We start from the raw sequence: 20,447 nt of genomic DNA on the forward strand, positions 1-20,447 counted from the left end.
CTGCCCCATGAGTGTCTATGTTCAACCGCTCCTTCTCGCCAACCCTCGCCTTCCTCCTGCTGGTCGGTGCCACGCTGCCGGCACATGCCGATTGGTACCTGGACGGTGAATCCTCGCGGCTGTCGTTCATCAGTACCAAAAACGCCCACATCAGCGAAGTTCAGCGCTTTCTGGTGCTGCACGGCAAGGTCGATGCCAAGGGTCTGGCAAAACGTCGACGTTGAGCTGGACTCGGTCAACAGCGGCATTCCCCTGCGTGACGAGCGCATGCGCAAGGAGCTGTTCGACATCCAGACCTTCCCCGAGGCGCAGATCAGCGCACAGATCGATTTGCGTCCGATCAACGACCTGGCTCCCGGCGCACAGGTTGAATTACGTTTGCCGCTGACCGTCAGCCTCCATGGCAAGCAACACGACTACAACGCCGAGCTGTTGGCGACGCGTCTGGATGATCGGCGCTTTCAGGTGGTGACCCTGGAGCCGCTGGTGATTAATGCCGAAGATTTTGACCTCGTTCCGGGTCTGGAACGCTTGCGTAAGGTCGCCGGGTTGTCGGCCATCAGCCTGTCGGTGCCGGTGGGTGCGGTGCTGATTTTTACGGCGCGCTGATATGGCTCGCGGAGTGTTCCCCTGGCGTGAAGGCAATCGCTTCGAACTGATGATCGACGGGCCCCAGTTCTTTCCGCGCATGTTGATGGCCATTACCCAGGCCGAGGAACATATTGAGCTGGAGTTGTACCTGGTGGAAGCGGGTGCCTGCGCTGAGGCCATGGTCCACGCACTGGTCCAGGCTGCCGCGCGCGGTGTGCGGGTGCGCTGCTTGTTCGACGACTATGGCAGTCTCGCTTTTACAATGAACCTGCGTCGGCGCCTGATCGAGGCCGGAGTAGAGTTGCGCTTTTACAATCGCTTGAGCTGGCGGCGCTGGGTCGGCAACTTCTACCGCGATCACCGCAAGCTGTTGTTGGTGGATCAGCGTGTGGCGGTGGTGGGCGGCACGGGTGTCACCGACGAGTTCTGGACGCCCGGCGAAGAAACCAGCGAGTGGCACGAAGTAATGGTGGAAATCGTCGGCCCACTGGTGCTCGACTGGCAGTTATTGTTCGACCGCCAATGGGTCGCCAACCGCCATCGCCGCGCCTGGCGACCGGTCTCGCCATTCGGCCTGCCAAGGCTGCCCCGCGTGCCTTCTGTAGGCGAAGGTATGGGTCGGGTCGCTTACGCTGACGCGCGCCAGCACCGGGACATCCTGCAATCATTGGTGCGTGCATTGAACAGCGGCCAGCGGCGGATATGGCTGGCAACCCCCTATTTTCTGCCCACCTGGAAAGTTCGCCGCTCACTGCGTAAGGCCGCGAACCTCGGTGTGGATGTCCGCCTGCTTCTGACGGGGCCGCGTACTGATCACCCGTCGGTGCGCTATGCCGGGCATCGCTACTACCCGCGACTGCTTAAGGCCGGCGTCAAAATCTTTGAATATCAGCCCTGTTTCCTGCACCTGAAAATGGTCCTGATTGATGACTGGGTGAGCATTGGTTCGTGCAACTTCGATCACTGGAATCTGCGCTTTAACCTGGAAGCCAACCTCGAAGCGCTGGACCCCGGATTGACGGCCGCCGTGGTGAAGAGTTTCGAGACGGATTTTGCCCTGAGCCAGGAAGTCAGCCTGGAAGCATGGCGACGTCGGCCGCTATGGCGGCGGATCAAGCAGCGGGTGTGGGGATGGGTGGATCGGCTGGTGGTGAATCTATTGGATCGACGCGGTTAGAAGGGCAGCGTCGAGCACACAATCAGGCCAGGCCTTCAATCAATTGTGGGAGCGGGCAAGCCCGCTCCCATGGGTTTTTTGGCGATTGAGGGGTTACAGCAATTCAAAACTCTGCTGGGTCACGTCCTGGGAATCGAGGCCGATCTGCACGTTGAACTTGCCAGGCTCTGCCGCGTACTTGAGCTGAGTGTTGTAGAACTTCAAATCATCTTCGGTGATGGTGAAATGCACGACTTTCTGTTCACCAGCCTTGAGCATGATTTTCTGGAAATTCTTCAGTTCCTTGATCGGGCGGATCATCGAACCGGTCACGTCCTGGATGTACAACTGCACCACGGTTTCGCCGTCACGCTTGCCGGTGTTCTTGACCAAAACGCTGGCATCAAGTTTTCCGGTTTTGTTCAGCGTCGTCGAAGACAGTGCCATGTCGGTCAGGCTGAAATCGGTATAGCTCAGACCGAAACCGAACGGGAACAGCGGCCCGGTGGTGTCATCGAAATACTGCGAGGTGTAGTTACCCGGTTTACCCGGTGTGAACGGACGGCCAATGCTCAGGTGGTTGTAGTAGGTCGGAATCTGACCCACGGAACGTGGAACAGTGATGGGCAGTTTGCCTGACGGGTTGTAGTCGCCGAACAGCACGTCAGCGATGGCGTTGCCGCCCTCGGTGCCGCTGAACCAAGTTTCCAGAATCGCGTCTGCCTGCTCTTTCTCGTCGAGAATCGACAGCGGACGGCCGTTCATCAACACCAGCACCAGCGGTTTACCGGTGGCTTTCAACGCCTTGATCAGCTCGCGCTGGTTGGCCGGGATGTTCAGGTCGGTGCGGCTCGACGATTCGTGGGACATGCCACGGGATTCGCCGACCGCTGCCACAACCACGTCAGCGTCTTGGGCGGCTTTCACCGCTTCATCGATCATCACCTGAGCCGGACGGGGATCGTCCACCACTTCCGGCGCATCGAAGTTAAGGAAGTTGAGGTAGTCGAGGACTTTCTTGTCGCTGGTGATGTTGGCTCCGCGCGCATAGATCAGCGTGGCTTTGTCGGCCACGGCGGCGTTCATGCCATCGAACAGGGTCACCGATTGCGCCGGTTTACCGGCGGCGGCCCAACTGCCCATCATGTCGATTGGCGCTTTGGCCAACGGACCGACCAGGGCGATTTTCGCGGTTTTCTTCAGTGGCAGGGTTTCGTTCTGGTTTTTCAGCAACACCAGGCTTCGGCGGGCAACGTCACGGGCTTCCGGACGGTGCAAACGGCTTTCAGCGTAGGTGTCGGCCGGGTCATCCTCGGCCTTGCCGATACGCAGGTACGGGTCTTTGAACAAGCCCATGTCGTACTTGGCGCCGAGCACTTCACGCACGGCGTTATCGATGTCCTTCTGTTCGATTTCACCGGCCTTCAACAACCCCGGCAGCTCTTTGCCGTACAGGGTGTCGTTCATGCTCATGTCGATGCCGGCCTTGATTGCCAGCTTCGCCGCTTCTCGACCGTCGCGAGCGACGCCGTGCTTGATCAGCTCGAAAATCGCCCCGTGGTCGCTGACGGCCAGACCTTTGAAGCCCCATTCCTTGCGCAACAGGTCGTTCATCAGCCACGTGTTGGCGGTGGCAGGCACGCCGTTGATCGAGTTCAGCGCAACCATTACGCCGCCCGCACCGGCGTCGATGGCGGCGCGGTACGGTGGCAGGTAGTCCTGATACATCTTGACCGGGCTCATGTCGACGACGTTGTAGTCGCGACCGCCCTCGACCGCACCGTACAACGCAAAGTGCTTGACGCTGGCCATGATGCTGTCGGCTGCGTTTGCGCCCTGGCCCTGGAAGGCCTTGACCATCACCCCGGCAATTCGCGACACCAGGTAGGTGTCCTCGCCGAAACCTTCAGAGGTCCGGCCCCAGCGTGGGTCGCGGGAAATATCGACCATTGGCGCGAAGGTGATGTCGAGGCTGTCGGCGGCGGCTTCCTTGGCAGCGATGCGCCCGGACAAGCTGATAGCGTCCATGTCCCAGCTCGACGCGAGGGCCAGGCTGATCGGAAAAATAGTGCGGTGGCCGTGGATGACGTCATAGGCGAAAAACATCGGGATTTTCAACCGACTGCGCATGGCGGCATCCTGCATCGGACGATTTTCCGGGCGGGTGATCGAGTTGAACGTGCCGCCGATGTTGCCCGCGGCTATTTCCTTACGGATCAGTTCCCGAGGCATTTCCGGGCCGATGCTGATCAGGCGCAACTGGCCGATTTTTTCATCAAGGGTCATTTGTTTCATCAGGTTACTGATGAAAGCGTCCTTGTTTTCCAGGGGTGCGGGGGTCGTGGCGGCCAGTACGGTATGACTGGCCAGACTGACGAATAGGCCCAGCAAACACAGCTTCTTCATGAATGGTTTTCTCAAAAAGCCTAAACGGCTATGGATACGCGCCGGTCAGCCAAAATTTAGGGAGCGACTATTGTTGTTTGGGCGATGTTCAGGAAAATGCACCACACTTCTGAACTCTTGCTCGCGCTGGGCATCTTTTAGCCCATTGACCCAGCGCAATCCAGTAGCGGCGGCAGATTATGCCTCAACCGCCGGGTTTGAAGGTCGCTGGTTGTTTTTCAACTGAATGTGTAAGGGAGCATCACCTGCATGAATGTACGACTCAACTATCGTTCGAGCCTGCGAGTCGCGGCAATGGTGGTGGTGACCACACTGCTAGCCGGCTGCGGCATCAACAATATTCCGACGCTCGACGAGCAGGTCAAGGCAGACTGGGCCCAGGTACAGAATCAGTACCAGCGCCGCGCCGACCTGATTCCCAACCTGGTGGAAACCGTCAAGGGCTACGCCAGGCACGAAGAGGACACCCTGACGGCGGTGGTTGAAGCCCGAGCCAAGGCGACGTCGATCCAGGTGGACGCCAAGACGCTGGATAATCCGGAAAAACTCAAACAGTTCCAGCAGGCCCAGGATCAGTTGACCGGCGCGCTGAGTCGTTTGATGGTGGTGTCCGAGCGTTACCCGGACCTCAAGGCCAACCAAAACTTCCTGGCACTGCAATCGCAGCTTGAGGGCACTGAAAACCGTATCGCCGTGGCGCGCAGAGATTTCATTCTGGCGGTGCAGCAATACAACACCGAAATTCGCACGTTCCCCGGTCGCTTGTGGCACAGCCTGATGTACAGCGATCTGCCTGTGCGTGAAACGTTCGAGGCCACGAGTCCTGACGCCGAAAAAGCGCCACAGGTTAAATTTTGATCGGCTGAAAGGCAGGTCGGCATGAAGCGTCACCCTGGATGAGGTTGCTAATGCGCTTTTTGAGAATGGGCCTGCTGCTGTTGCTTTGGGGGGTTGCCGTCACGGCGCAGGCCGAGTTGAAGTTTCCGACACTCACCGGGCGGGTAGTGGACAGCGCCCAGATGATCGAGCCCGCGGTGCGCGAGCAGTTAACCCAGCAACTCCAGGCCCACGAAGCCGCTACCGGTGAACAACTGGTCGTGGTGACGTTGGCGGACTTGCAAGGCACTGACATCGCGGACTTCGGTTATCAACTCGGACGCGCCTGGGGTATTGGCCAAAAGAGCAAGAACAACGGCGCGCTGCTGATCGTCGCTCGGGACGAGCGTAAGCTGCGAATTGAAGTCGGGTATGGCCTGGAAGATCGCCTGACCGATGCGCAGAGTTCGGTGATCATCAATCAAGTGATCACCCCGGCGTTCAAGACCGGTAATTTCAGCAAAGGCATCAGCGACGGGGTCGCGGCGATGCTGGTGGTCTTGGGCGGCAGCCCACTGGACGAACCGTCGACGGTGTATGACACCGGGGGCGATCAACAGAGTGACTTCGTCTCTCGGCATCCGTTGTTGTTCATCATTGTGGTGATGCTGTTCATTCTTACGATTTTCATCTGCCAGATGCTTGGCATACTGCCAACCGGCCGGGGTGGCTCTGGTGGTGGTTTTGGCGGAGGAGGCTTTGGCGGCGGCGGCGGTGGAGGCGGGGGCTTCAGCGGCGGCGGTGGCAGTTTCGGTGGCGGTGGATCGTCGGGCGGCTGGTGATCACACGCAGGTCACACCACTGCGATTAAAAATAATAGCGAGCAGGCACTCATAACCATGGCACTACTGACTGAACACGAACAACGCAAAGTCGCCGAAGCGATTGCCCGGGTCGAGCGCGACACCGACGCCGAACTGGTGACAGTGTTGGCAGCTCGCGCCGACGACTATGCGTACATCCCGTTGCTGTGGGCCAGCTTGTTGGCGTTGGTGGTGCCGGGAGTCGTGCATTACCTGACCGGCGCACTGACCCTGCACAGCCTGTTGCTGGTGCAATGGGCGAGCTTCATCGTGTTGTGCCTGGTGTTTCGCATTCCCCAAGTCACTACGCGACTGATCCCGCGTTCCGTGCGCCACTGGCGCGCGTCAAACCTGGCGCGGCGGCAGTTTCTGGAGCAGAACCTGCACCACACCGTCGGCGGCACTGGACTGCTGATTTTCGTCTGCGAGGCCGAGCGCTATGTGGAAATCCTGGTGGACGAAGGTATTTCCAGACGGCTGCCCGACAAGAGTTGGGACGTGATTGTGGCGACCTTCACCCAGCAGGTGAAGCAGGGGCAGACGTTGCAGGGGTTTATGACCTGCATCGAGGCGTGCGGCGAGTTGCTGAAGGTGCATGTGCCGGTGACGCAGGTGAGGAACGAGTTACCGAATCGGTTGGTGGTGTTGGGGTAGAATACCCGCCATTCCCGATTCGCATTGCCCGAGGCTGTTTTTACCCATGTCTGTCACCACCACTCCCGCCAGCCTCGTGCCGGATCATCACGCGCAGTTCATCGACCTGTTGCAAACCAGTCTCGACCACAACGCCTTCATTAAACTGGTGCTGGCCAAGTACGTCGGCACCGAGGTAGATCTGCAGCGGCTGATCATCAAGCAACTCACGGTCAAGGATCAACCTTGCCTGTCCTTCGTCTATCGCTACAAGACCCGCGATATCACCAAGAATTTTGCGGTGGCTGAAGGGGTGTTGGCCATCGCTGCGTTGCTGCCGGACGCGTTTAAAAATGCGCATTTATTGTCCCTGACTGACGAAGCTCAGCTGGAATACAGTAAAAAGGGCAAATCTTCGCTGTTCAAGAGCAAACCTCAGCAATTGCGCGAGGTGCCGTCCGCCGAGCACAATCGCGAGAAAAACCGCTTCCTCGACCTCAGCCGGCCATTCCTCAAGGACCTGGGCGTGACCAATGCGCAGCAGGAGCTGATCCCGTCGATGTCGCGCAAGTGGAAGCAGATCAACAAGTTCATCGAAGTCTTCAGCCATGCGTTGACCACCTCGCCCCTGGCACTGGATAAACCAGTGCGCGTCGCGGACTTCGGGTCGGGCAAGGGTTACCTGACGTTCGCGATTCACGACTATCTGCGTAATACCTTGAAGGCGGAAGGCGAAGTCACCGGCGTTGAGCTGCGCGAAGAGATGGTGCAGTTGTGCAATACCGCCGCCGCGAAACTGGAGCATCCGGGGCTGGTGTTTAAGTGCGGCGATGTGCGCAGCGTCGCGCCGAGCGAACTGGACGTGATGATTGCCTTGCATGCCTGCGACATCGCGACCGATTACGCGATTCACAGCGGTATCCGCTCCGGCGCTGCAATCATCATGTGCTCGCCGTGCTGTCACAAACAGATCCGTCTGCAAATCCAGAGCCCAGCGCTGCTCAAGCCGATGCTGCAATATGGCCTGCACCTTGGCCAGCAAGCGGAAATGGTCACCGACAGCTTGCGTGCATTGTTCCTTGAAGCCTGTGGTTACGAGACCAAGGTGTTTGAGTTCATCTCGCTGGACCACACCAACAAGAACAAGATGATCCTGGCGGTCAAACGCGCAGAACCGGTGGACCCGACTCAGCTGTTGGTGAAAATCGAAGAACTGAAGGCCTTTTACCAAATCACCGAACATTGCCTCGAAACCCTGTTGCGGGCTGACAGCTACCTCTGACCCGGTGGGCGTGAGCCGGCTCGCGAAGGCGCAGTGTTAGTCAGTGCAAATGTGCGATGTTATGCCCCCTTCGCGAGGTGGCTCGCTCGCACATTGGGTTTGATTGCGGTCTTGCGCCCCACCATCACCGTCGCAATTACGCCGACCGCAAACAGCCAGGTGATCGGCTCAATGTGTTCGCCAAAGAACAACGCGGAAAACGCGATCGTGAAGAATATTTGCAGTAACTGGATCTGACTGACCCGCGCAATACCGCCCATCGCCAGCCCGGCGTACCAGGCAAAGAAGCCGAAGAACTGCGAAAACAGCGAGACGTAGCCAAAGGCCCACCAGGTCTTGGCAGAAATCGCCCCCTCATGTTGCAAGGCTAAATACATCACTGGCCCGATCAACAAAGGCGTCGAGAGCACCAGCGCCCAGCAGATCACTTGCCAGCCGCCCATCTCCTTGGCCAGCCGGCCCCCCTCAGCGTAGCCCAGCCCGCCGATGGCAATCGCTCCAAGCATCAGCAAGTCACCGGCCTGAATACTGCCGGCACCGCTGATCAGTGCATAAACGAGTACGAGCGCACTGCCGAGTGCGGCGCAGGCCCAGAAGGCTTTTGAGGGGCGCTCATGGGACAGCCACGCGGCATACAGCGCGACGCACAGCGGCTGTAAACCGTTGACCAATGCGCCGTGGGACGCCGGCAAGGTTTGCATGGCCCAGGCCGAGAGCACCGGAAAGCCCAAGATTACCCCAGCGATCACCAGGCACAGGCCTTTGACCTGCGTCCACGTTGGCCATTTCTCGCGGCGCCACAACAGCAGCAGCCCCGCCGGAACCGCCGCGAACAACGCCCGACCCAGGCCGTTGAGCAACGGATGGAGTTCCTGCACGACGATGCGCGTGAAGGGTAGGGTGAGGCTGAAAATCACAACCCCGAGCAGGCCGAGGGCCATGCCGGTGTTTTCGCGTGAGGACATGAGCGGGGACCAGAATTCAGGGGGGGGAAGAGTCTTTATCTAGCCATAAAGCCTTGGGTTTGGCGCTTACAGCTAGGCACAGAAATATCCGTACAGTTTGAGAACGCCATCGCGAGCCTGTCCGCGATGAACCATAACGCCGTAGTAACTGGTTATTACCCGACCCGGTGGATAAGGACTACCTTGAGGACTCCGTAAGCCAATGTATTTCCCTGAGGAGTCCTGCCCATGGCCGCGAAAAAAATTCTGATGCTGGTCGGCGATTACGTCGAAGACTATGAAGTGATGGTGCCGTTCCAGGCGCTGTTGATGGTCGGTCACACGGTTCATGCCGTTTGCCCGGACAAATCCGCCGGCCAGACCGTGCGTACCGCGATCCACGACTTCGAAGGCGACCAGACCTACAGCGAAAAACCCGGCCATCTGTTTGCCCTGAATTTCGATTTCGCCCAGGTCGAGGCTGCTGACTATGACGCGCTGCTGGTGCCAGGCGGTCGTGCGCCGGAGTACCTGCGCCTGAACGAAAAAGTCCTGGAACTGGTGCGCGCCTTCGACCAGGCCGGCAAGCCGATTGCTGCCGTCTGTCATGGCGCGCAATTACTCGCGGCCGCGGGGATTCTCGACGGTCGTGAGTGCAGCGCCTACCCGGCCTGTGCGCCGGAGGTCCGTTTGGCCGGCGGTACGTTCATCGATATCCCGGTGACCGAAGGTCACGTTCAAGGCAATCTGGCGACTGCTCCGGCCTGGCCGGCACACCCACGCTGGCTCGCCGGTTTTCTAGGGTTGCTGGGCACCACCATCACGCTGTAACGGGGGACACCTGCATGTGCGAGCTCTACGTCAAAGCCGATCCTATCCTCTACGAGTCGCGCTCTCGTTCGCTGCGCATCTGCGGGGTAGTGACCACGCTGCGGCTGGAGAACCAGTTCTGGGACATCCTCAGCGAAATTGCTGAGGTGGACGGTATGACCACCAACCAGTTGATCGCCAAGCTGTATCAAGAGGTGATGGACTATCGCGGTGAAGCGGTCAATTTTGCTTCGTTTCTGCGGGTGAGTTGTACCCGTTATTTAAGCCAGCGCCGGGTACCGGTGCCAGAGCTGTCAGTGGTAAGGGCGGTGAAATAGCGTCGCCCCTATCGCAGGCTTAGGCTTCGACCGGCACCGATAATTTTGGGCTACCCAGCGCGTGGGTCTTGGCGTCAAAAAACCGCAACGCGACCCCCGTGCCCTCAAACACCTTCGCGTAATGCCGCTTCTGATGCTCAATGAACGCCTTGCTACGCGGGTTGACCGAGATCGCCACAACCTTCGGTTTCGCCTGGCGCAAGGCATCAATGATGTGGCTGTCCTGCTCGCCCAGTGCATGCCCGAACAGGCACAAATCATCGCCGTGCCCGAGTAACTGGTCGTAGCAAAAAGACAGGTAATCGGAGCTGCGAATAGTCTTGAGCTTGTCCTGCGCCGGCCCTTCGTTGACAAACAAGGGCACGTCATCCAGCGTTTTGATTGTGTTGTTGATGGCGAAACTGCCCAGCAGCGTGCCTTCTGTGGACATCAATTTACGCGCTGTGCCGTCCTGATTGCGCACCAGGTGTAGGCCTCCGTGCAGGTACAACAAACGGGTCTTGTCGGTCCCACTGGCGCTCAGTTCGAAGCGGGGCTCGTTGCCATGGAACAGGTCTGTGATGGTGTCAGCGCTGTGCTGAATCGCCCAGTAATTCAGCAAGTCGTAGTTGGTGGTGAACACGGTCCGGTAGCGGCCCAGCTCTTGACTGATCGTGGCCAATGTCGAAGGCACTACCAGGCGCCACGGAATATGCACCGCATGCACGGTGTTGATCAGCGCTTCCTTGATCGCGTAATAGCGATTGCGCGGAGCTGCGGAGCTGACGGCCAGGGCTTTGTTCACGCGGCTGGTGGTTTTCAGCGCGCTGAGCACTTGCTCGAAACTACGGGTTTGCAGGGCGTCGAAGACGCTCAGCTCGGACTGGCTCAGGGGCTTTTCTTCGACGGTGCGCGCGTTTTCGAACAGCGAATCGTAGCCAAAGTCGTCCCATACCACACGGCTGGCGCCATTGCCCACCAGTAGGCCGCTGAAAGACGCGCTGCTGCGCAAGGCGTTCCAGTCTTCAAGTTGGGCGTCGACATCCTGGAAATCGGTCATTGCGTTCGTCGTCTCAAAGCAAAAGGTCTGATGGGCGGCGACTTTATCACGACCCGCAGTTGAGCCAGATCAAGATACGTTGTGACTGATCGGTCGATCCTGTGGGCATCCGCTGGATCGGCGCTGTCGATTTGGCCCATCGCCAGGAGATTCGCTCATGAGCAGTACGTTTTTTATTCCCGCCGTGAACATCATGGGCACTGGTTGCCTGGATGAAGCCATGGAAGCCATTCGCAAGTACGGTTTTCGCAAGGCGCTGATCGTCACCGACGCCGGCTTGGCCAAGGCCGGCGTCGCCGCGATGATTGCCGATAAGCTGGCGATGCAGGACATCGATTCGGTAATTTTCGACGGCGTCAAACCTAACCCCAACATCAGCAACGTCGAAAAGGGCCTGGGCCTGCTCAAGGAAACCCAGTGTGATTTCGTGGTGTCCTTGGGCGGCGGTTCGCCCCACGACTGTGCCAAGGGCATTGCCCTGTGCGCGACCAACGGTGGGCAGATCCGCGACTATGAAGGCGTCGATCAATCCGAGACGCCGCAACTGCCGCTGATCGCCATTAACACCACGGCCGGCACCGCGAGCGAGATGACCCGCTTTTGCATCATTACCGACGAATCGCGCCACGTGAAAATGGCCATCGTCGACCGCAACGTGACGCCATTACTGTCGGTCAACGATCCGGCGTTGATGGTGGCCATGCCCAAGGGACTGACTGCTGCCACCGGGATGGATGCACTGACTCACGCTATCGAAGCCTATGTGTCGACTGCCGCCAACCCGATCACCGATGCCTGCGCGCTCAAGGCGATGACGCTGATCAGTAACAACCTGCGCTTGGCTGTGCGTGAGGGCAGCGACGTCGTTGCCCGCGAGAACATGGCCTACGCGCAGTTCCTTGCCGGCATGGCGTTCAACAATGCTTCCCTTGGCTACGTGCATGCCATGGCCCACCAGTTGGGCGGTTTCTACGACCTGCCTCACGGCGTGTGCAATGCCGTGTTGCTGCCCCATGTGCAAAGCTTCAATGCCTTGGTGTGTGCCGCTCGCCTGACTGATGTGGCCCACGCCATGGGCGCTGATGTGGTCGGTCTCAGCCCGGAAGAAGGCGCTCAGTTGGCCATCACGACGATCCGTTGCCTGGCGGCAGACGTGGACATTCCTGCCGGTTTGCGTGAACTCGGCGCCAGTCTCAACGACATCCCGATCCTCGCGACCAACGCGCTGAAAGATGCCTGTGGCCTGACTAACCCGCGGGCAGCTGATCAGCGCCAGATCGAGGAGATTTTCCGCAGCGCGTTCTAAGTAGCGTTACAGCTGGGCGTGTGCTCAGTTGCATGAGAAAACGCACCGCTATAAGTGATGCAATGGTGGCCGGGGCTCACTTGAGTCTTCTGGGCCGGGCGCCGTAACGTCACGGCCATGTGGGCGTAACAGCTCGGTCACGAGCGCACAAAAGTGGCGGATCAGGGGTGGCTCCATGTCGGCGCGCAGGGTGATCCTGAGCGCCGCGTTGCCGTGGGCTACGGCTGGAAAAAAGACTGCTGAGGTGAAAAACCCCTGGTTGGCCAATTCGATTGCAATGCGGTTGGCCAGTGCTGCTTCACCACAGTTGACCAGTCGAATCGGCAGATTGCTCTTTTGCTGGTCGGTGCTGATCAAACTGTCAAAGAGTCGGATATTGAGCTGAAGCTTTTGCTGCAATGCGGCAAATTCCGAGGTGCGGTGCAACTGAATCGATGCTCTACCTGCGCCGATGGCCGCGCTGTTGAGGTTTTGCGAACCGTAGCTGGGGCCTCCATAACGGGCCAAGAGTTTTCGCTGCCGTTCGCTGCCCAACATCACCAAGCCGCCGCTGGCGCCAAACGATTTGGCCAGCGAGGCGACGATCAGACAATCCTCTTCCAGCGCGTCCATCCTGGGACGCACCAGACCTGCGCCAAAGGCACCTACTGTGGAAAGTGCGTGGGATTCGTCGAGGTATAGAAAAAGCCCATAACGGTTCTTCAGGTACAACAGACTGTCCAGGTCGGCCACCCCGCCCATGCTATAGGCGCTGTCGGTGACATAGACCAGCGTGGTGTACCGCTGACAAAGTTTCTCCAGGAAATCCATGTCGTTATGCGGCGCTGTCAGTACCGAGGTTTCGTCCGCGCACGCTGCTTTGAGGTGGCTCATGGAGTCATGCGCCAGACGGTCGAAAACCATCACCGGAGGACGGTTTTGCGTGAAGACGCCGCTGGCCAGCAACGGCAGAATCGCAGTGCTGGCGGCGCTGCACGACAAGGTGCTCAGGCAGTGGGTTCCGAACAATTGCGACAGCTCTGTTTCGTACCGCTCAAGCAGTGCCAACTTGCACTGGTTCTTCGCGTTGGCGACGCCCAGGGTGCCGGTTTCCAGCAGACTGGCGATAGCGCCGTCGAGTATATGGGGATGGTGTTCCAGCCCCAGATAAGACGTTGTACTGAAATGATGAAACTCGCGTCCGTGTTGATCGAGCATGCGGTTAGGGCTTTTGATGTCAACGTTGAGTCCCGAAATCTTTCCGGCTTCGGCAGTTTCCCAATCGTGATCGGCCAACGAGATGAGGTGGCGGTAGTGGCTGAAAGTATGTGTCGCGTGTGGGGGCAGGTTCATGTGCAGGTAACAGTCCTTGAGTGAAGCGATCCGTGGATTTGTTGCAATTTGTGTGTGTTGCTGGACTTTATAGAGACTCCTGCCGAGCTTTGAATCAGCTGTTTCTGGTAGTGCTGAGAGTTACCGGATAATTTGCTGTAGGACGATGACCTTGGGCGGGCGGGCAATTGGATGGCGGCGGCACATTGAAACCGGGTTAACCTGCCGATTCAGCCGCCGCCTAACTGTCGAGTCCTTCCATGCTGCAAAAAAGCCTGATTCGCCGCCTCGATCTGCTGACCCTCCAACTGTTCGTCGCCGTCCACGAAGAGGGCACCCTGACCCGTGCGGCAGCCCGGGAATCGATTGCGGTATCGGCGGCCAGCAAGCGCCTGATGGAACTGGAGGAAGCGTTCGGGATCAGCCTGTTTGTGCGTCAAGCCAAAGGGATGAGCCTCACGCCGGCCGGTGAAACCCTGCTGCACCATGCCCGGCAGATGTTGTTCAACGTCGAAAAAATGGGACTTGAACTGGGCGAGCACAGCCATGGCATTCGCGGTTACGTGCGGATGCTCGCGAACCTGTCAGCAATCATCCAGTTTCTGCCTGAAGACTTGCGTGGCTTTTCCGAACGTCATCCTCAGGTCAAGACCGACCTCGAAGAGCGGCCCAGTTGCGGGGTGATTCAGGGCGTACTCGACGGTGTGGCGGACTTTGGGATCTGTTCCAGCGACTGTGATTTCAAAGGGCTGCACAGCGTGCTGTATCGCCAGGACAAACTGGTGGTATTGATGCCGACCGATCATCCGTTGGCGAGCCGTTCAGCGCTGGCTTTTGCCGATACGCTGGGCAGCGATTACGTGGGGTTGCACGCCGCCAGTTCGATCAATATGCGCACCCATGCTGCGGCTCGCAAGGCCGGTAAGGTGCTGCGTCTGCGGATCCATGTGCCGGGGTTCGATGCAATGTGCCGGATGGTCCAGGCCAACATGGGCATCGGTATTCTGCCGCACAGGGCTTATGAGTTGTTTGGCCGGGCGTTGGGGTTGCACGCGGTGCCATTGACGGATGACTGGTCGGATCGAGCCTTGATGCTCGTCGTGCGCGATGAAGCAGGGTTGTCGCCGGTGAGCCGGATGTTGTTTGAGGAGTTGCGCGAAGAGAGCTGAGCGTTCGTGCTTCACGAACGCCCGTTGCTAACTGAGGGTTGGATTCCTGAGCGCTGTGTCCTCTAGCCTTGGCCACATATTCCAAGAATAAGAGGTATCCCGCGATGACGGCCCCCCTGAGCGCAATCAAGGTGATCGAGATCGGTACGCTGATCGCTGCACCGTTCGCCGCCCGCATACTCGCCGAGTTCGGTGCCGAGGTGATCAAGATCGAAGCCATGGGCCAGGGCGACCCGCTGCGCAAATGGCGCAAGTTGCATGAAGGCACGTCGTTGTGGTGGTACCTGCAATCGCGAAACAAAAAATCCCTGGCGCTTAATCTCAAATCCGCCGAAGGCATTGAACTGGTCAAGCAACTGGCGACCAGCGCTGATGTGCTGATCGAAAATCTGCGCCCCGGCGCTCTGGAAAAACTGGGTTTGGGCTGGGACGTGCTGCATGCGCTGAACCCCAACCTGACGTTGGTGCGGATTTCCGGGTACGGCCAGACTGGCCCGTACCGCGATCGCCCCGGTTTCGGTGCCATTGGCGAGGCCATGGGGGGCATCCGCTACACCACCGGCAATCCTGATTCGCCACCGGCCCGGGTCGGCGTCAGTCTCGGCGACTCGCTGGCTTCGCTGCACGCGGTGATCGGTGCGTTGATGTCATTACTGCGGGTCAAGACCGGGCAGGGCCTAGGCCAGGTGGTAGACGTCTCGCTGGCCGAAAGTGTGTTCAACGTCATGGAAAGCCTGGTGCCGGAATACGACCTGCAAGGCCATATACGCGAGCGCAGCGGAGGCGCCCTGCCAGGCATTGCACCTTCCAATACGTATTTGACGGCCGACGGTGCTTACGTGGTGATCGCCGGCAACAGTGACCCCATCTACCAGCGTCTGATGAATGTGATCGGTCGCAACGACCTGGCCGCTGCGCCGGAATTTGCCCATAACGACGGGCGTGCCGCCAAGAGCAATGTGCTCGACGCGGCCATTACCCATTGGACCAGCAGCCTGCCCATCGACGAGGTCCTGTTGGCGCTGGAGGCCGCTGAAGTCCCGGCCGGGCGCATCTATTCGGTCGCCGATATCGTCGCCGATCCGCACTATCAGGCGCGCGGCATGCTGCTCGACGCGCAACTGCCTGGCGGTGCCACGGTGAAGATGCCGGGCATCGTGCCCAAACTCTCGCAAACCCCCGGCGGCGTGAACTGGTCCGGACCTCAACTCGGTCAGCACACCGATGGCATCCTGGCCGGGCTGGGCTTGACGGGCCTGGACATCGAACGCTTGAAAGCAGCAGGAGTGGTGCAATGATCACTGACTTTTCGCAGACCCTGATCGTTCAGGAAGTCTCGCCTCGCGACGGCTTGCAGATCGAGCCGACCTGGGTCGATACCGTCGACAAAATTGCACTGATCGATCAGTTGTCATTGGCCGGTTTCAGCCGCATTGAGGCCGGCTCATTTGTGTCGCCCAAGGCAATCCCGGCGTTGCGTGATGGCGAACAGGTGTTCAAGGGCATCACCCGCCAGCCAGGTGTCATTTACGTCGCATTGATCCCTAATCTCAAAGGCGCGCAACGCGCACTTGAGTCAGGCGCTGACGAGCTGAACCTGGTGATGTCCGCCAGCCAGACCCATAACCTGGCTAACCTGCGCATGCGCTGCGAGACATCATTGTTAGCGTTTGGCGAAATCGTTGCGTTTGTCCGCAGTACGCCGGTGCGCCTGAATGGCAGCATCGCCACCACCTTCGGTTGTCCGTTCGAAGGCAAGATCGACGAAGACCGGGTGCTACAGATTGTCGAGACGTATCAGGAACTGGGTCTTCAGGGCATCACCCTGGCGGACACCACCGGCATGGCCAATCCGCGACAAGTTGATCGCCTGGTGCGCCGCGTGTTGCAGCGGGTTTCACCGGCGGACTTGACCCTGCATTTTCACAACACGCGCGGCCTCGGTTTATGCAACGTGCTGGCCGCTTACGAGGCCGGAGCCCGCCGTTTCGACGCGGCACTCGGCGGGCTCGGCGGCTGCCCATTTGCACCGGGCGCCTCGGGCAATATCTGCACCGAGGACTTGGTGAACCTGTGCGACGAAATGGGTATTCACACGGGCATCGACTTACCACTGTTGCTCAGGCTGTCCCGAGGACTACCGGCGCTGCTTGGGCACGAAGTACCCGGCCAACTGGCCAAGGCCGGGCGCAATGTTGACCTGCACCCGATGCCCGTCCGATAGCTGAAGCAGGGTCTGTTTTGGCAAGCATCCAGCATCAATGCCAACGGATGCGTCGATAGTCCGGGCAAGTGCCCGACGAATTTTTAACTGAACACTTCAACCAGACAAAAAAAACAATCGGACACCCATGGGGAAGTCCACTGGAGAAATGCAATGAGCCAACACGCAATGGAGGCCGGCGCGAGCCCGGCCGTTAGTCTCGACGCCGAAAAAGCCCTGGTCAGTAAAGTCGCCTGGCGACTGATGCCGTTGATCATGGTCTGCTACCTGTTCGCGTTTTTCGATCGCATCAACATCAGCTTCGCCAAGTTCCAGTTGCAAACCGACCTGAGCCTCAGCGACACCGCCTACGGGCTCGGCGCCGGGCTGTTTGTGGTTGGTTATGTGATCTTCGAAGTGCCCAGCAACATGATGCTGTACAAGGTGGGCGCCCGACGCTGGATCGCCCGGATCATGATGTCGTGGGGCGTCGCCACCGCGCTGATGGTGTTCGTCACCAGCGAGTGGCAGTTCTACGCGCTGCGCTTTCTGATTGGCGCGATGGAGGCGGGCTTCGCGCCGGGCGTGCTGTATTACCTGACGCTGTGGTTCCCGCAGCATTACCGGGGGCGCATTACGTCGATGCTGTTTCTCGCATCGGCGTTTGCCGGTCTGGTGGGCGCTCCATTCTCCGGTCTGGTGCTGCAACACCTCGATGGTGTGCTGCAAATGCGCGGCTGGCACTGGTTGTTTCTGCTGGGCGGCTTGCCGTGTATTGGCCTCGGTTTTTTGGTGCTCAAGCTGCTCAAGGACCGTATTGAAGACGCGCATTGGCTGACAGCCGAAGAGAAGACTCTGCTGGCCAGTCGCATCGCGCACCATGAGCCGCACAAGAGTGGTGGCTCCCTGCTCGCGGCGTTGAAGATTCCAGGGTTTCTGACCTTGGGGCTGATTTACTTCCTGATTCAGGTGGCGTCCTACGGCTTGAATTTCTGGGCGCCACAACTAATCCGCAGCGCTGGCACTGAGAGCCCGGTGATGATCGGCTTGCTCACCGCTGTCCCTTACATTTGCGGCGCTATCAGCATGGTGGTGATCGGGCGTCTATCCGACTCGACCGGCGAGCGGCGCAAGTTTGTCGCCGGTTTGGTCGCGGTCGGCGCGGTGGGGTTCTTCTGCGCCGGGATCTTCGCCGACCACACGACCTTTCTGATTGTCGCCCTGGGTTTGCTCGGTGCCGGGATCATTGCCGCGATTCCCAGCTTCTGGACCCTGCCACCCAAATTACTGGCAGGTGCGGGGGCTGGCGCGGCGGGCGGGATTGCGGTCATTAATACCCTTGGCCAGTTCGGCGGGATCGTCAGCCCGGTCATGGTCGGACGAATCAAGGACCTCACCGGCAGCACCACTCCGGCGCTGTATGTCATTGGTGTCGCGGCGTTGATTGCTGTCGCGTTGTTGCTGTGGGGGTTGCCGCAGAAGTTGCGCACGCTGGACAAGTATTGACGGTCGCTCGCTAGCTCCCCGTTTGACGCCTCAACCTGCGGGCAGCAGGTTCTTCGCCGGCGTTGCACTGAACTGAATCAGTGCAACACCGGCTATCAACAACATCGCCCCAAACACGCGCGGCAATGTCATCTGCCTCTCCAACAACCCAAACAGCCCGAAGTGGTCGAGCACCAGCGACGCCACAATCTGCCCAGCCAGCGCCAAGGCAATAAATCCCGATGCGCCCAGTTTCGGCAGCAGCATCAACGCCAAGGAAATAAAGCACACACCGAACGCCCCGCCGGTCCACATCCACGCAGGCGCTTTGCTGATAAACGCCAGTGACGGCAACGGTAAGCGCAGTGCCAAAATCACGGGCAGCAGCACCACGATACTGACCAGCAACGACGCGAGGGTCGCCCACAACGGGTGACCCAGACCGCGCCCCAGATTGGCGTTGATCGCGCTCTGAAAGGGCACCACCGCACCGGCGATGACGGCCAGCAGTAACAGACCCGCCCAATGCAACGTACTCATGATGATTCTCCAACAGGTTTTTCTGGACTCTAGGCTATTCGGCGGGCAAATTTAAATTCCAAATAAATATCCGGAACATGCATCAGATGAATGATCTTCGGCGCATCGACCTTAATCTGTTAGTGATCCTCGATGCGTTGCTCAACGAGCAGCACGTGACCCGTGCCGCGGAGCGCTTGCACCTGAGTCAGCCGGCCGTTAGTCATGCCTTGGCACGGTTGCGCGATCTGCTTGGTGACCCTTTGCTGGTGCGGACGGGTGCCAGCCTGGTGGCCACACCTCGAGCCCTGGAGTTGATCGCGCCCCTCGCCGAAGCGTTGGCTCAGGTGCAGTCGTTGCTGACGCCCAACACCTTTGACCCGGCCACGACCCAGCGCAGGTTTCGCCTCGCGATGTCTGACTACGGCGCCGCCATCGTCCTGCCGGGGCTGAGCCGCACCCTGCGTCGGGAAGCACCGGGAATTGATCTGCAAATCAGCCACGCCAGCCGCGAAGGCATGCTCGACGGTGTGCTCAATGGCGACATCGATGTGGCGCTCGGGGTCTTTCCGGAGTTGCCGAACGAACTGCGCAGCACGCCCTTATTCGAGGAGCGCTACGCCTGCCTTTTGGACCGCAACAGCCTGCCCGCTGATGGCGTGCTCGACTTACCGACCTACCTGGCTCGCCCCCATGTTCTGTTGGAAATGCGCGGCAGCGGTACCCCGGAAATCGAACGAGCCCTGACGACCCTGCGCGAGCGTCGTCGGGTGGCGATCAGTTTGCCCCACTGGAGCGTCGCGCCGCAGCTCATCAGTGGCACCGATCTGATCCTGACAGTCGCCTCGCGGGGGCTGCGCAACTTGCATGAACAGTCATTGGTCGTCGTCCCACCGCCGTTTCCTATTCCATCATTTACGTTTGTGCTGGTGTGGCACAAACGGCGGGGTGGGGATCAAGCGTTGAACTGGTTGAATGGGCAGATTGAGCGGGGTTTAATCGACGTTTGAGCGTAAGGGCGTGGTGTGTCATACAACCTACCGCGCCAGAGTGCGGATCAGGCGGGACCGTTTGTCTGTCATTACCGGAGATTGAACGGCTACACAGATCAGAAATACTCGGAGGTTAACTCATTCATGCTCACCGGCTTCAACCACCTGACCCTCGCCGTCACTGACATGAACCGCAGCGTGGCGTTCTATAAGGATCTATTGCAACTGAGCCTTGACGCTACTTGGGACTCGGGTGCCTATCTCTCGTTGCCGGGCTTGTGGCTATGCCTTTCCCTCGACACGCAACGCACCTCCAGGCCTGACTATACGCATTACGCGTTCAGTATCAGCGCTGCAGATTTGCCGGGGTTCGTCGAGCGCCTGCAAGCGGCCAATGTTCGAGCATGGCGTGATAATCGCAGCGAAGGCGCTTCGTTTTATTTTCTCGACCCGGACGGTCACAAACTCGAAGCCCATGTCGGTGATCGGATCTCGCGCCTGGAGGCCTGCCGACAACGACCGTATGCGGGGATGAAGTTCTTCGATGCGGATTAACCCGAGGCATTTTTTGGCATCAAGCATTA

At 59.2% G+C, this 20,447-nt stretch carries 19 protein-coding genes and 1 pseudogene; 15 read left to right on the forward strand and 5 right to left on the reverse strand.

Features of this window, described 5'->3' with window-relative positions:
* Positions 1-17 precede the first annotated feature (17 nt).
* Together RHM68_RS06235 and RHM68_RS06240 are read left to right on the forward strand one after the other, a co-directional pair.
* Positions 18-609: pseudogene (locus RHM68_RS06235) on the forward strand (YceI family protein).
* A 1-nt stretch (position 610) separates the two neighbouring features.
* Positions 611-1,768: a phosphatidylserine/phosphatidylglycerophosphate/cardiolipin synthase family protein gene (locus RHM68_RS06240; RefSeq protein ID WP_322221039.1), complete on the forward strand. Its 1,158-nt coding sequence runs from the start codon at positions 611-613 to the stop codon at positions 1,766-1,768.
* Positions 1,769-1,861: 93 nt separating this feature from the next.
* Here RHM68_RS06240 and bglX read toward each other — a convergent pair whose 3' ends face one another.
* The gene (gene bglX / locus RHM68_RS06245) at positions 1,862-4,153 is read right to left on the reverse strand and encodes a beta-glucosidase BglX (RefSeq protein WP_322221040.1); all 2,292 of its coding nucleotides are present in this window, start codon (positions 4,151-4,153) and stop codon (positions 1,862-1,864) included.
* Between the two features lie 249 nt (positions 4,154-4,402).
* On the opposite strand from bglX, the gene RHM68_RS06250 reads away from it, so the two are divergent.
* From RHM68_RS06250 to RHM68_RS06265, 4 genes are read left to right on the forward strand one after another with little or no spacing between them, the layout of a single operon-like run.
* Positions 4,403-5,011 carry a LemA family protein gene (locus tag RHM68_RS06250; protein WP_322221041.1) on the forward strand — a complete coding sequence of 203 codons (609 nt, stop codon included), beginning with the start codon at positions 4,403-4,405 and terminating at the stop codon, positions 5,009-5,011.
* 50 nt (positions 5,012-5,061) lie between these two features.
* A complete protein-coding gene (locus tag RHM68_RS06255; RefSeq protein WP_322221042.1) occupies positions 5,062-5,811 on the forward strand; it encodes a TPM domain-containing protein in 750 nt (249 codons plus the stop codon).
* Between the two features lie 57 nt (positions 5,812-5,868).
* Positions 5,869-6,486, forward strand: a complete 618-nt coding sequence (locus RHM68_RS06260; protein WP_322221043.1) for a TPM domain-containing protein — start codon at positions 5,869-5,871, stop codon at positions 6,484-6,486.
* A 46-nt stretch (positions 6,487-6,532) separates the two neighbouring features.
* A complete protein-coding gene (locus RHM68_RS06265; protein ID WP_322221044.1) occupies positions 6,533-7,747 on the forward strand; it encodes an SAM-dependent methyltransferase in 1,215 nt (404 codons plus the stop codon).
* 59 nt (positions 7,748-7,806) lie between these two features.
* On the opposite strand, the gene RHM68_RS06270 is transcribed toward RHM68_RS06265, so the two are convergent.
* The gene (locus RHM68_RS06270; protein WP_322221045.1) at positions 7,807-8,712 is read right to left on the reverse strand and encodes a DMT family transporter; all 906 of its coding nucleotides are present in this window, start codon (positions 8,710-8,712) and stop codon (positions 7,807-7,809) included.
* 228 nt (positions 8,713-8,940) lie between these two features.
* On the opposite strand from RHM68_RS06270, the gene RHM68_RS06275 reads away from it, so the two are divergent.
* Together RHM68_RS06275 and RHM68_RS06280 are read left to right on the forward strand one after the other, a co-directional pair.
* On the forward strand, positions 8,941-9,522 hold the full coding sequence (locus RHM68_RS06275; protein ID WP_322221046.1) for a DJ-1/PfpI family protein: 582 nt from the start codon (positions 8,941-8,943) through the stop codon (positions 9,520-9,522).
* Between the two features lie 14 nt (positions 9,523-9,536).
* Entirely contained in the window at positions 9,537-9,839 is a 303-nt protein-coding gene (locus RHM68_RS06280; RefSeq protein WP_322221047.1) for a ribbon-helix-helix domain-containing protein, read from the forward strand.
* Positions 9,840-9,858: 19 nt separating this feature from the next.
* Here RHM68_RS06280 and RHM68_RS06285 read toward each other — a convergent pair whose 3' ends face one another.
* Positions 9,859-10,878 (reverse strand): DUF4917 family protein, encoded by a 1,020-nt coding sequence (locus RHM68_RS06285; protein ID WP_322221048.1) that lies wholly within the window; start codon positions 10,876-10,878, stop codon positions 9,859-9,861.
* 157 nt (positions 10,879-11,035) lie between these two features.
* Here RHM68_RS06285 and yiaY point away from each other — a divergent pair, with 157 nt between their 5' ends.
* A complete protein-coding gene (yiaY, locus tag RHM68_RS06290) occupies positions 11,036-12,184 on the forward strand; it encodes an L-threonine dehydrogenase (RefSeq protein ID WP_322221049.1) in 1,149 nt (382 codons plus the stop codon).
* Between the two features lie 48 nt (positions 12,185-12,232).
* Here yiaY and RHM68_RS06295 read toward each other — a convergent pair whose 3' ends face one another.
* Positions 12,233-13,516: an aminotransferase class I/II-fold pyridoxal phosphate-dependent enzyme gene (locus tag RHM68_RS06295; protein ID WP_322221050.1), complete on the reverse strand. Its 1,284-nt coding sequence runs from the start codon at positions 13,514-13,516 to the stop codon at positions 12,233-12,235.
* A 239-nt stretch (positions 13,517-13,755) separates the two neighbouring features.
* On the opposite strand from RHM68_RS06295, the gene RHM68_RS06300 reads away from it, so the two are divergent.
* The 4 genes from RHM68_RS06300 (at position 13,756) to RHM68_RS06315 (ending at position 18,373) form a co-directional block, all read left to right on the forward strand.
* The gene (locus RHM68_RS06300; RefSeq protein WP_322221051.1) at positions 13,756-14,664 is read left to right on the forward strand and encodes a LysR family transcriptional regulator; all 909 of its coding nucleotides are present in this window, start codon (positions 13,756-13,758) and stop codon (positions 14,662-14,664) included.
* A 104-nt stretch (positions 14,665-14,768) separates the two neighbouring features.
* Entirely contained in the window at positions 14,769-15,962 is a 1,194-nt protein-coding gene (locus tag RHM68_RS06305) for a CaiB/BaiF CoA-transferase family protein (protein ID WP_322221052.1), read from the forward strand.
* Positions 15,959-16,888 carry a hydroxymethylglutaryl-CoA lyase gene (locus tag RHM68_RS06310; RefSeq protein ID WP_322221053.1) on the forward strand — a complete coding sequence of 310 codons (930 nt, stop codon included), beginning with the start codon at positions 15,959-15,961 and terminating at the stop codon, positions 16,886-16,888. The genes RHM68_RS06305 and RHM68_RS06310 overlap by 4 nt, the downstream gene beginning before the upstream one ends.
* A 153-nt stretch (positions 16,889-17,041) precedes the next feature.
* Positions 17,042-18,373, forward strand: coding sequence for an MFS transporter (locus RHM68_RS06315; protein ID WP_322221054.1), 1,332 nt, complete (start codon positions 17,042-17,044; stop codon positions 18,371-18,373).
* A gap of 30 nt (positions 18,374-18,403) precedes the next feature.
* Here RHM68_RS06315 and RHM68_RS06320 read toward each other — a convergent pair whose 3' ends face one another.
* A complete protein-coding gene (locus tag RHM68_RS06320; RefSeq protein ID WP_322221055.1) occupies positions 18,404-18,892 on the reverse strand; it encodes a DMT family transporter in 489 nt (162 codons plus the stop codon).
* A 77-nt stretch (positions 18,893-18,969) separates the two neighbouring features.
* Between RHM68_RS06320 and RHM68_RS06325 the strand changes: the two genes are divergently transcribed.
* Together RHM68_RS06325 and fos are read left to right on the forward strand one after the other, a co-directional pair.
* On the forward strand, positions 18,970-19,881 hold the full coding sequence (locus RHM68_RS06325) for a LysR substrate-binding domain-containing protein (protein ID WP_322221056.1): 912 nt from the start codon (positions 18,970-18,972) through the stop codon (positions 19,879-19,881).
* A 126-nt stretch (positions 19,882-20,007) separates the two neighbouring features.
* Entirely contained in the window at positions 20,008-20,418 is a 411-nt protein-coding gene (gene fos / locus RHM68_RS06330; protein WP_322221057.1) for a fosfomycin resistance glutathione transferase, read from the forward strand.
* The last annotated feature ends 29 nt before the right edge of the window (positions 20,419-20,447 follow it).

It is taken from the genome of Pseudomonas sp. DC1.2 (assembly GCF_034351645.1).
Classification (GTDB): Bacteria; Pseudomonadota; Gammaproteobacteria; order Pseudomonadales; family Pseudomonadaceae; genus Aquipseudomonas.

What these genes read in the sequence shown, in the direction of transcription:
- yiaY (WP_322221049.1), top strand. Translation starts at nt 11,036, where the DNA reads ATGAGCAGTACGTTTTTTATTCCCGCCGTGAACATCATGGGCACTGGT.
- RHM68_RS06265 (WP_322221044.1), top strand. Translation starts at nt 6,533, where the DNA reads ATGTCTGTCACCACCACTCCCGCCAGCCTCGTGCCGGATCATCACGCG.
- RHM68_RS06280 (WP_322221047.1), top strand. Translation starts at nt 9,537, where the DNA reads ATGTGCGAGCTCTACGTCAAAGCCGATCCTATCCTCTACGAGTCGCGC.
- bglX (WP_322221040.1), bottom strand. Translation starts at nt 4,153, where the DNA reads ATGAAGAAGCTGTGTTTGCTGGGCCTATTCGTCAGTCTGGCCAGTCAT.
- RHM68_RS06275 (WP_322221046.1), top strand. Translation starts at nt 8,941, where the DNA reads ATGGCCGCGAAAAAAATTCTGATGCTGGTCGGCGATTACGTCGAAGAC.
- RHM68_RS06325 (WP_322221056.1), top strand. Translation starts at nt 18,970, where the DNA reads ATGCATCAGATGAATGATCTTCGGCGCATCGACCTTAATCTGTTAGTG.
- RHM68_RS06250 (WP_322221041.1), top strand. Translation starts at nt 4,403, where the DNA reads ATGAATGTACGACTCAACTATCGTTCGAGCCTGCGAGTCGCGGCAATG.
- RHM68_RS06300 (WP_322221051.1), top strand. Translation starts at nt 13,756, where the DNA reads ATGCTGCAAAAAAGCCTGATTCGCCGCCTCGATCTGCTGACCCTCCAA.
- RHM68_RS06260 (WP_322221043.1), top strand. Translation starts at nt 5,869, where the DNA reads ATGGCACTACTGACTGAACACGAACAACGCAAAGTCGCCGAAGCGATT.
- RHM68_RS06305 (WP_322221052.1), top strand. Translation starts at nt 14,769, where the DNA reads ATGACGGCCCCCCTGAGCGCAATCAAGGTGATCGAGATCGGTACGCTG.
- RHM68_RS06310 (WP_322221053.1), top strand. Translation starts at nt 15,959, where the DNA reads ATGATCACTGACTTTTCGCAGACCCTGATCGTTCAGGAAGTCTCGCCT.
- RHM68_RS06320 (WP_322221055.1), bottom strand. Translation starts at nt 18,892, where the DNA reads ATGAGTACGTTGCATTGGGCGGGTCTGTTACTGCTGGCCGTCATCGCC.
- RHM68_RS06270 (WP_322221045.1), bottom strand. Translation starts at nt 8,712, where the DNA reads ATGTCCTCACGCGAAAACACCGGCATGGCCCTCGGCCTGCTCGGGGTT.
- fos (WP_322221057.1), top strand. Translation starts at nt 20,008, where the DNA reads ATGCTCACCGGCTTCAACCACCTGACCCTCGCCGTCACTGACATGAAC.
- RHM68_RS06285 (WP_322221048.1), bottom strand. Translation starts at nt 10,878, where the DNA reads ATGACCGATTTCCAGGATGTCGACGCCCAACTTGAAGACTGGAACGCC.
- RHM68_RS06240 (WP_322221039.1), top strand. Translation starts at nt 611, where the DNA reads ATGGCTCGCGGAGTGTTCCCCTGGCGTGAAGGCAATCGCTTCGAACTG.
- RHM68_RS06315 (WP_322221054.1), top strand. Translation starts at nt 17,042, where the DNA reads ATGAGCCAACACGCAATGGAGGCCGGCGCGAGCCCGGCCGTTAGTCTC.
- RHM68_RS06255 (WP_322221042.1), top strand. Translation starts at nt 5,062, where the DNA reads ATGCGCTTTTTGAGAATGGGCCTGCTGCTGTTGCTTTGGGGGGTTGCC.
- RHM68_RS06295 (WP_322221050.1), bottom strand. Translation starts at nt 13,516, where the DNA reads ATGAACCTGCCCCCACACGCGACACATACTTTCAGCCACTACCGCCAC.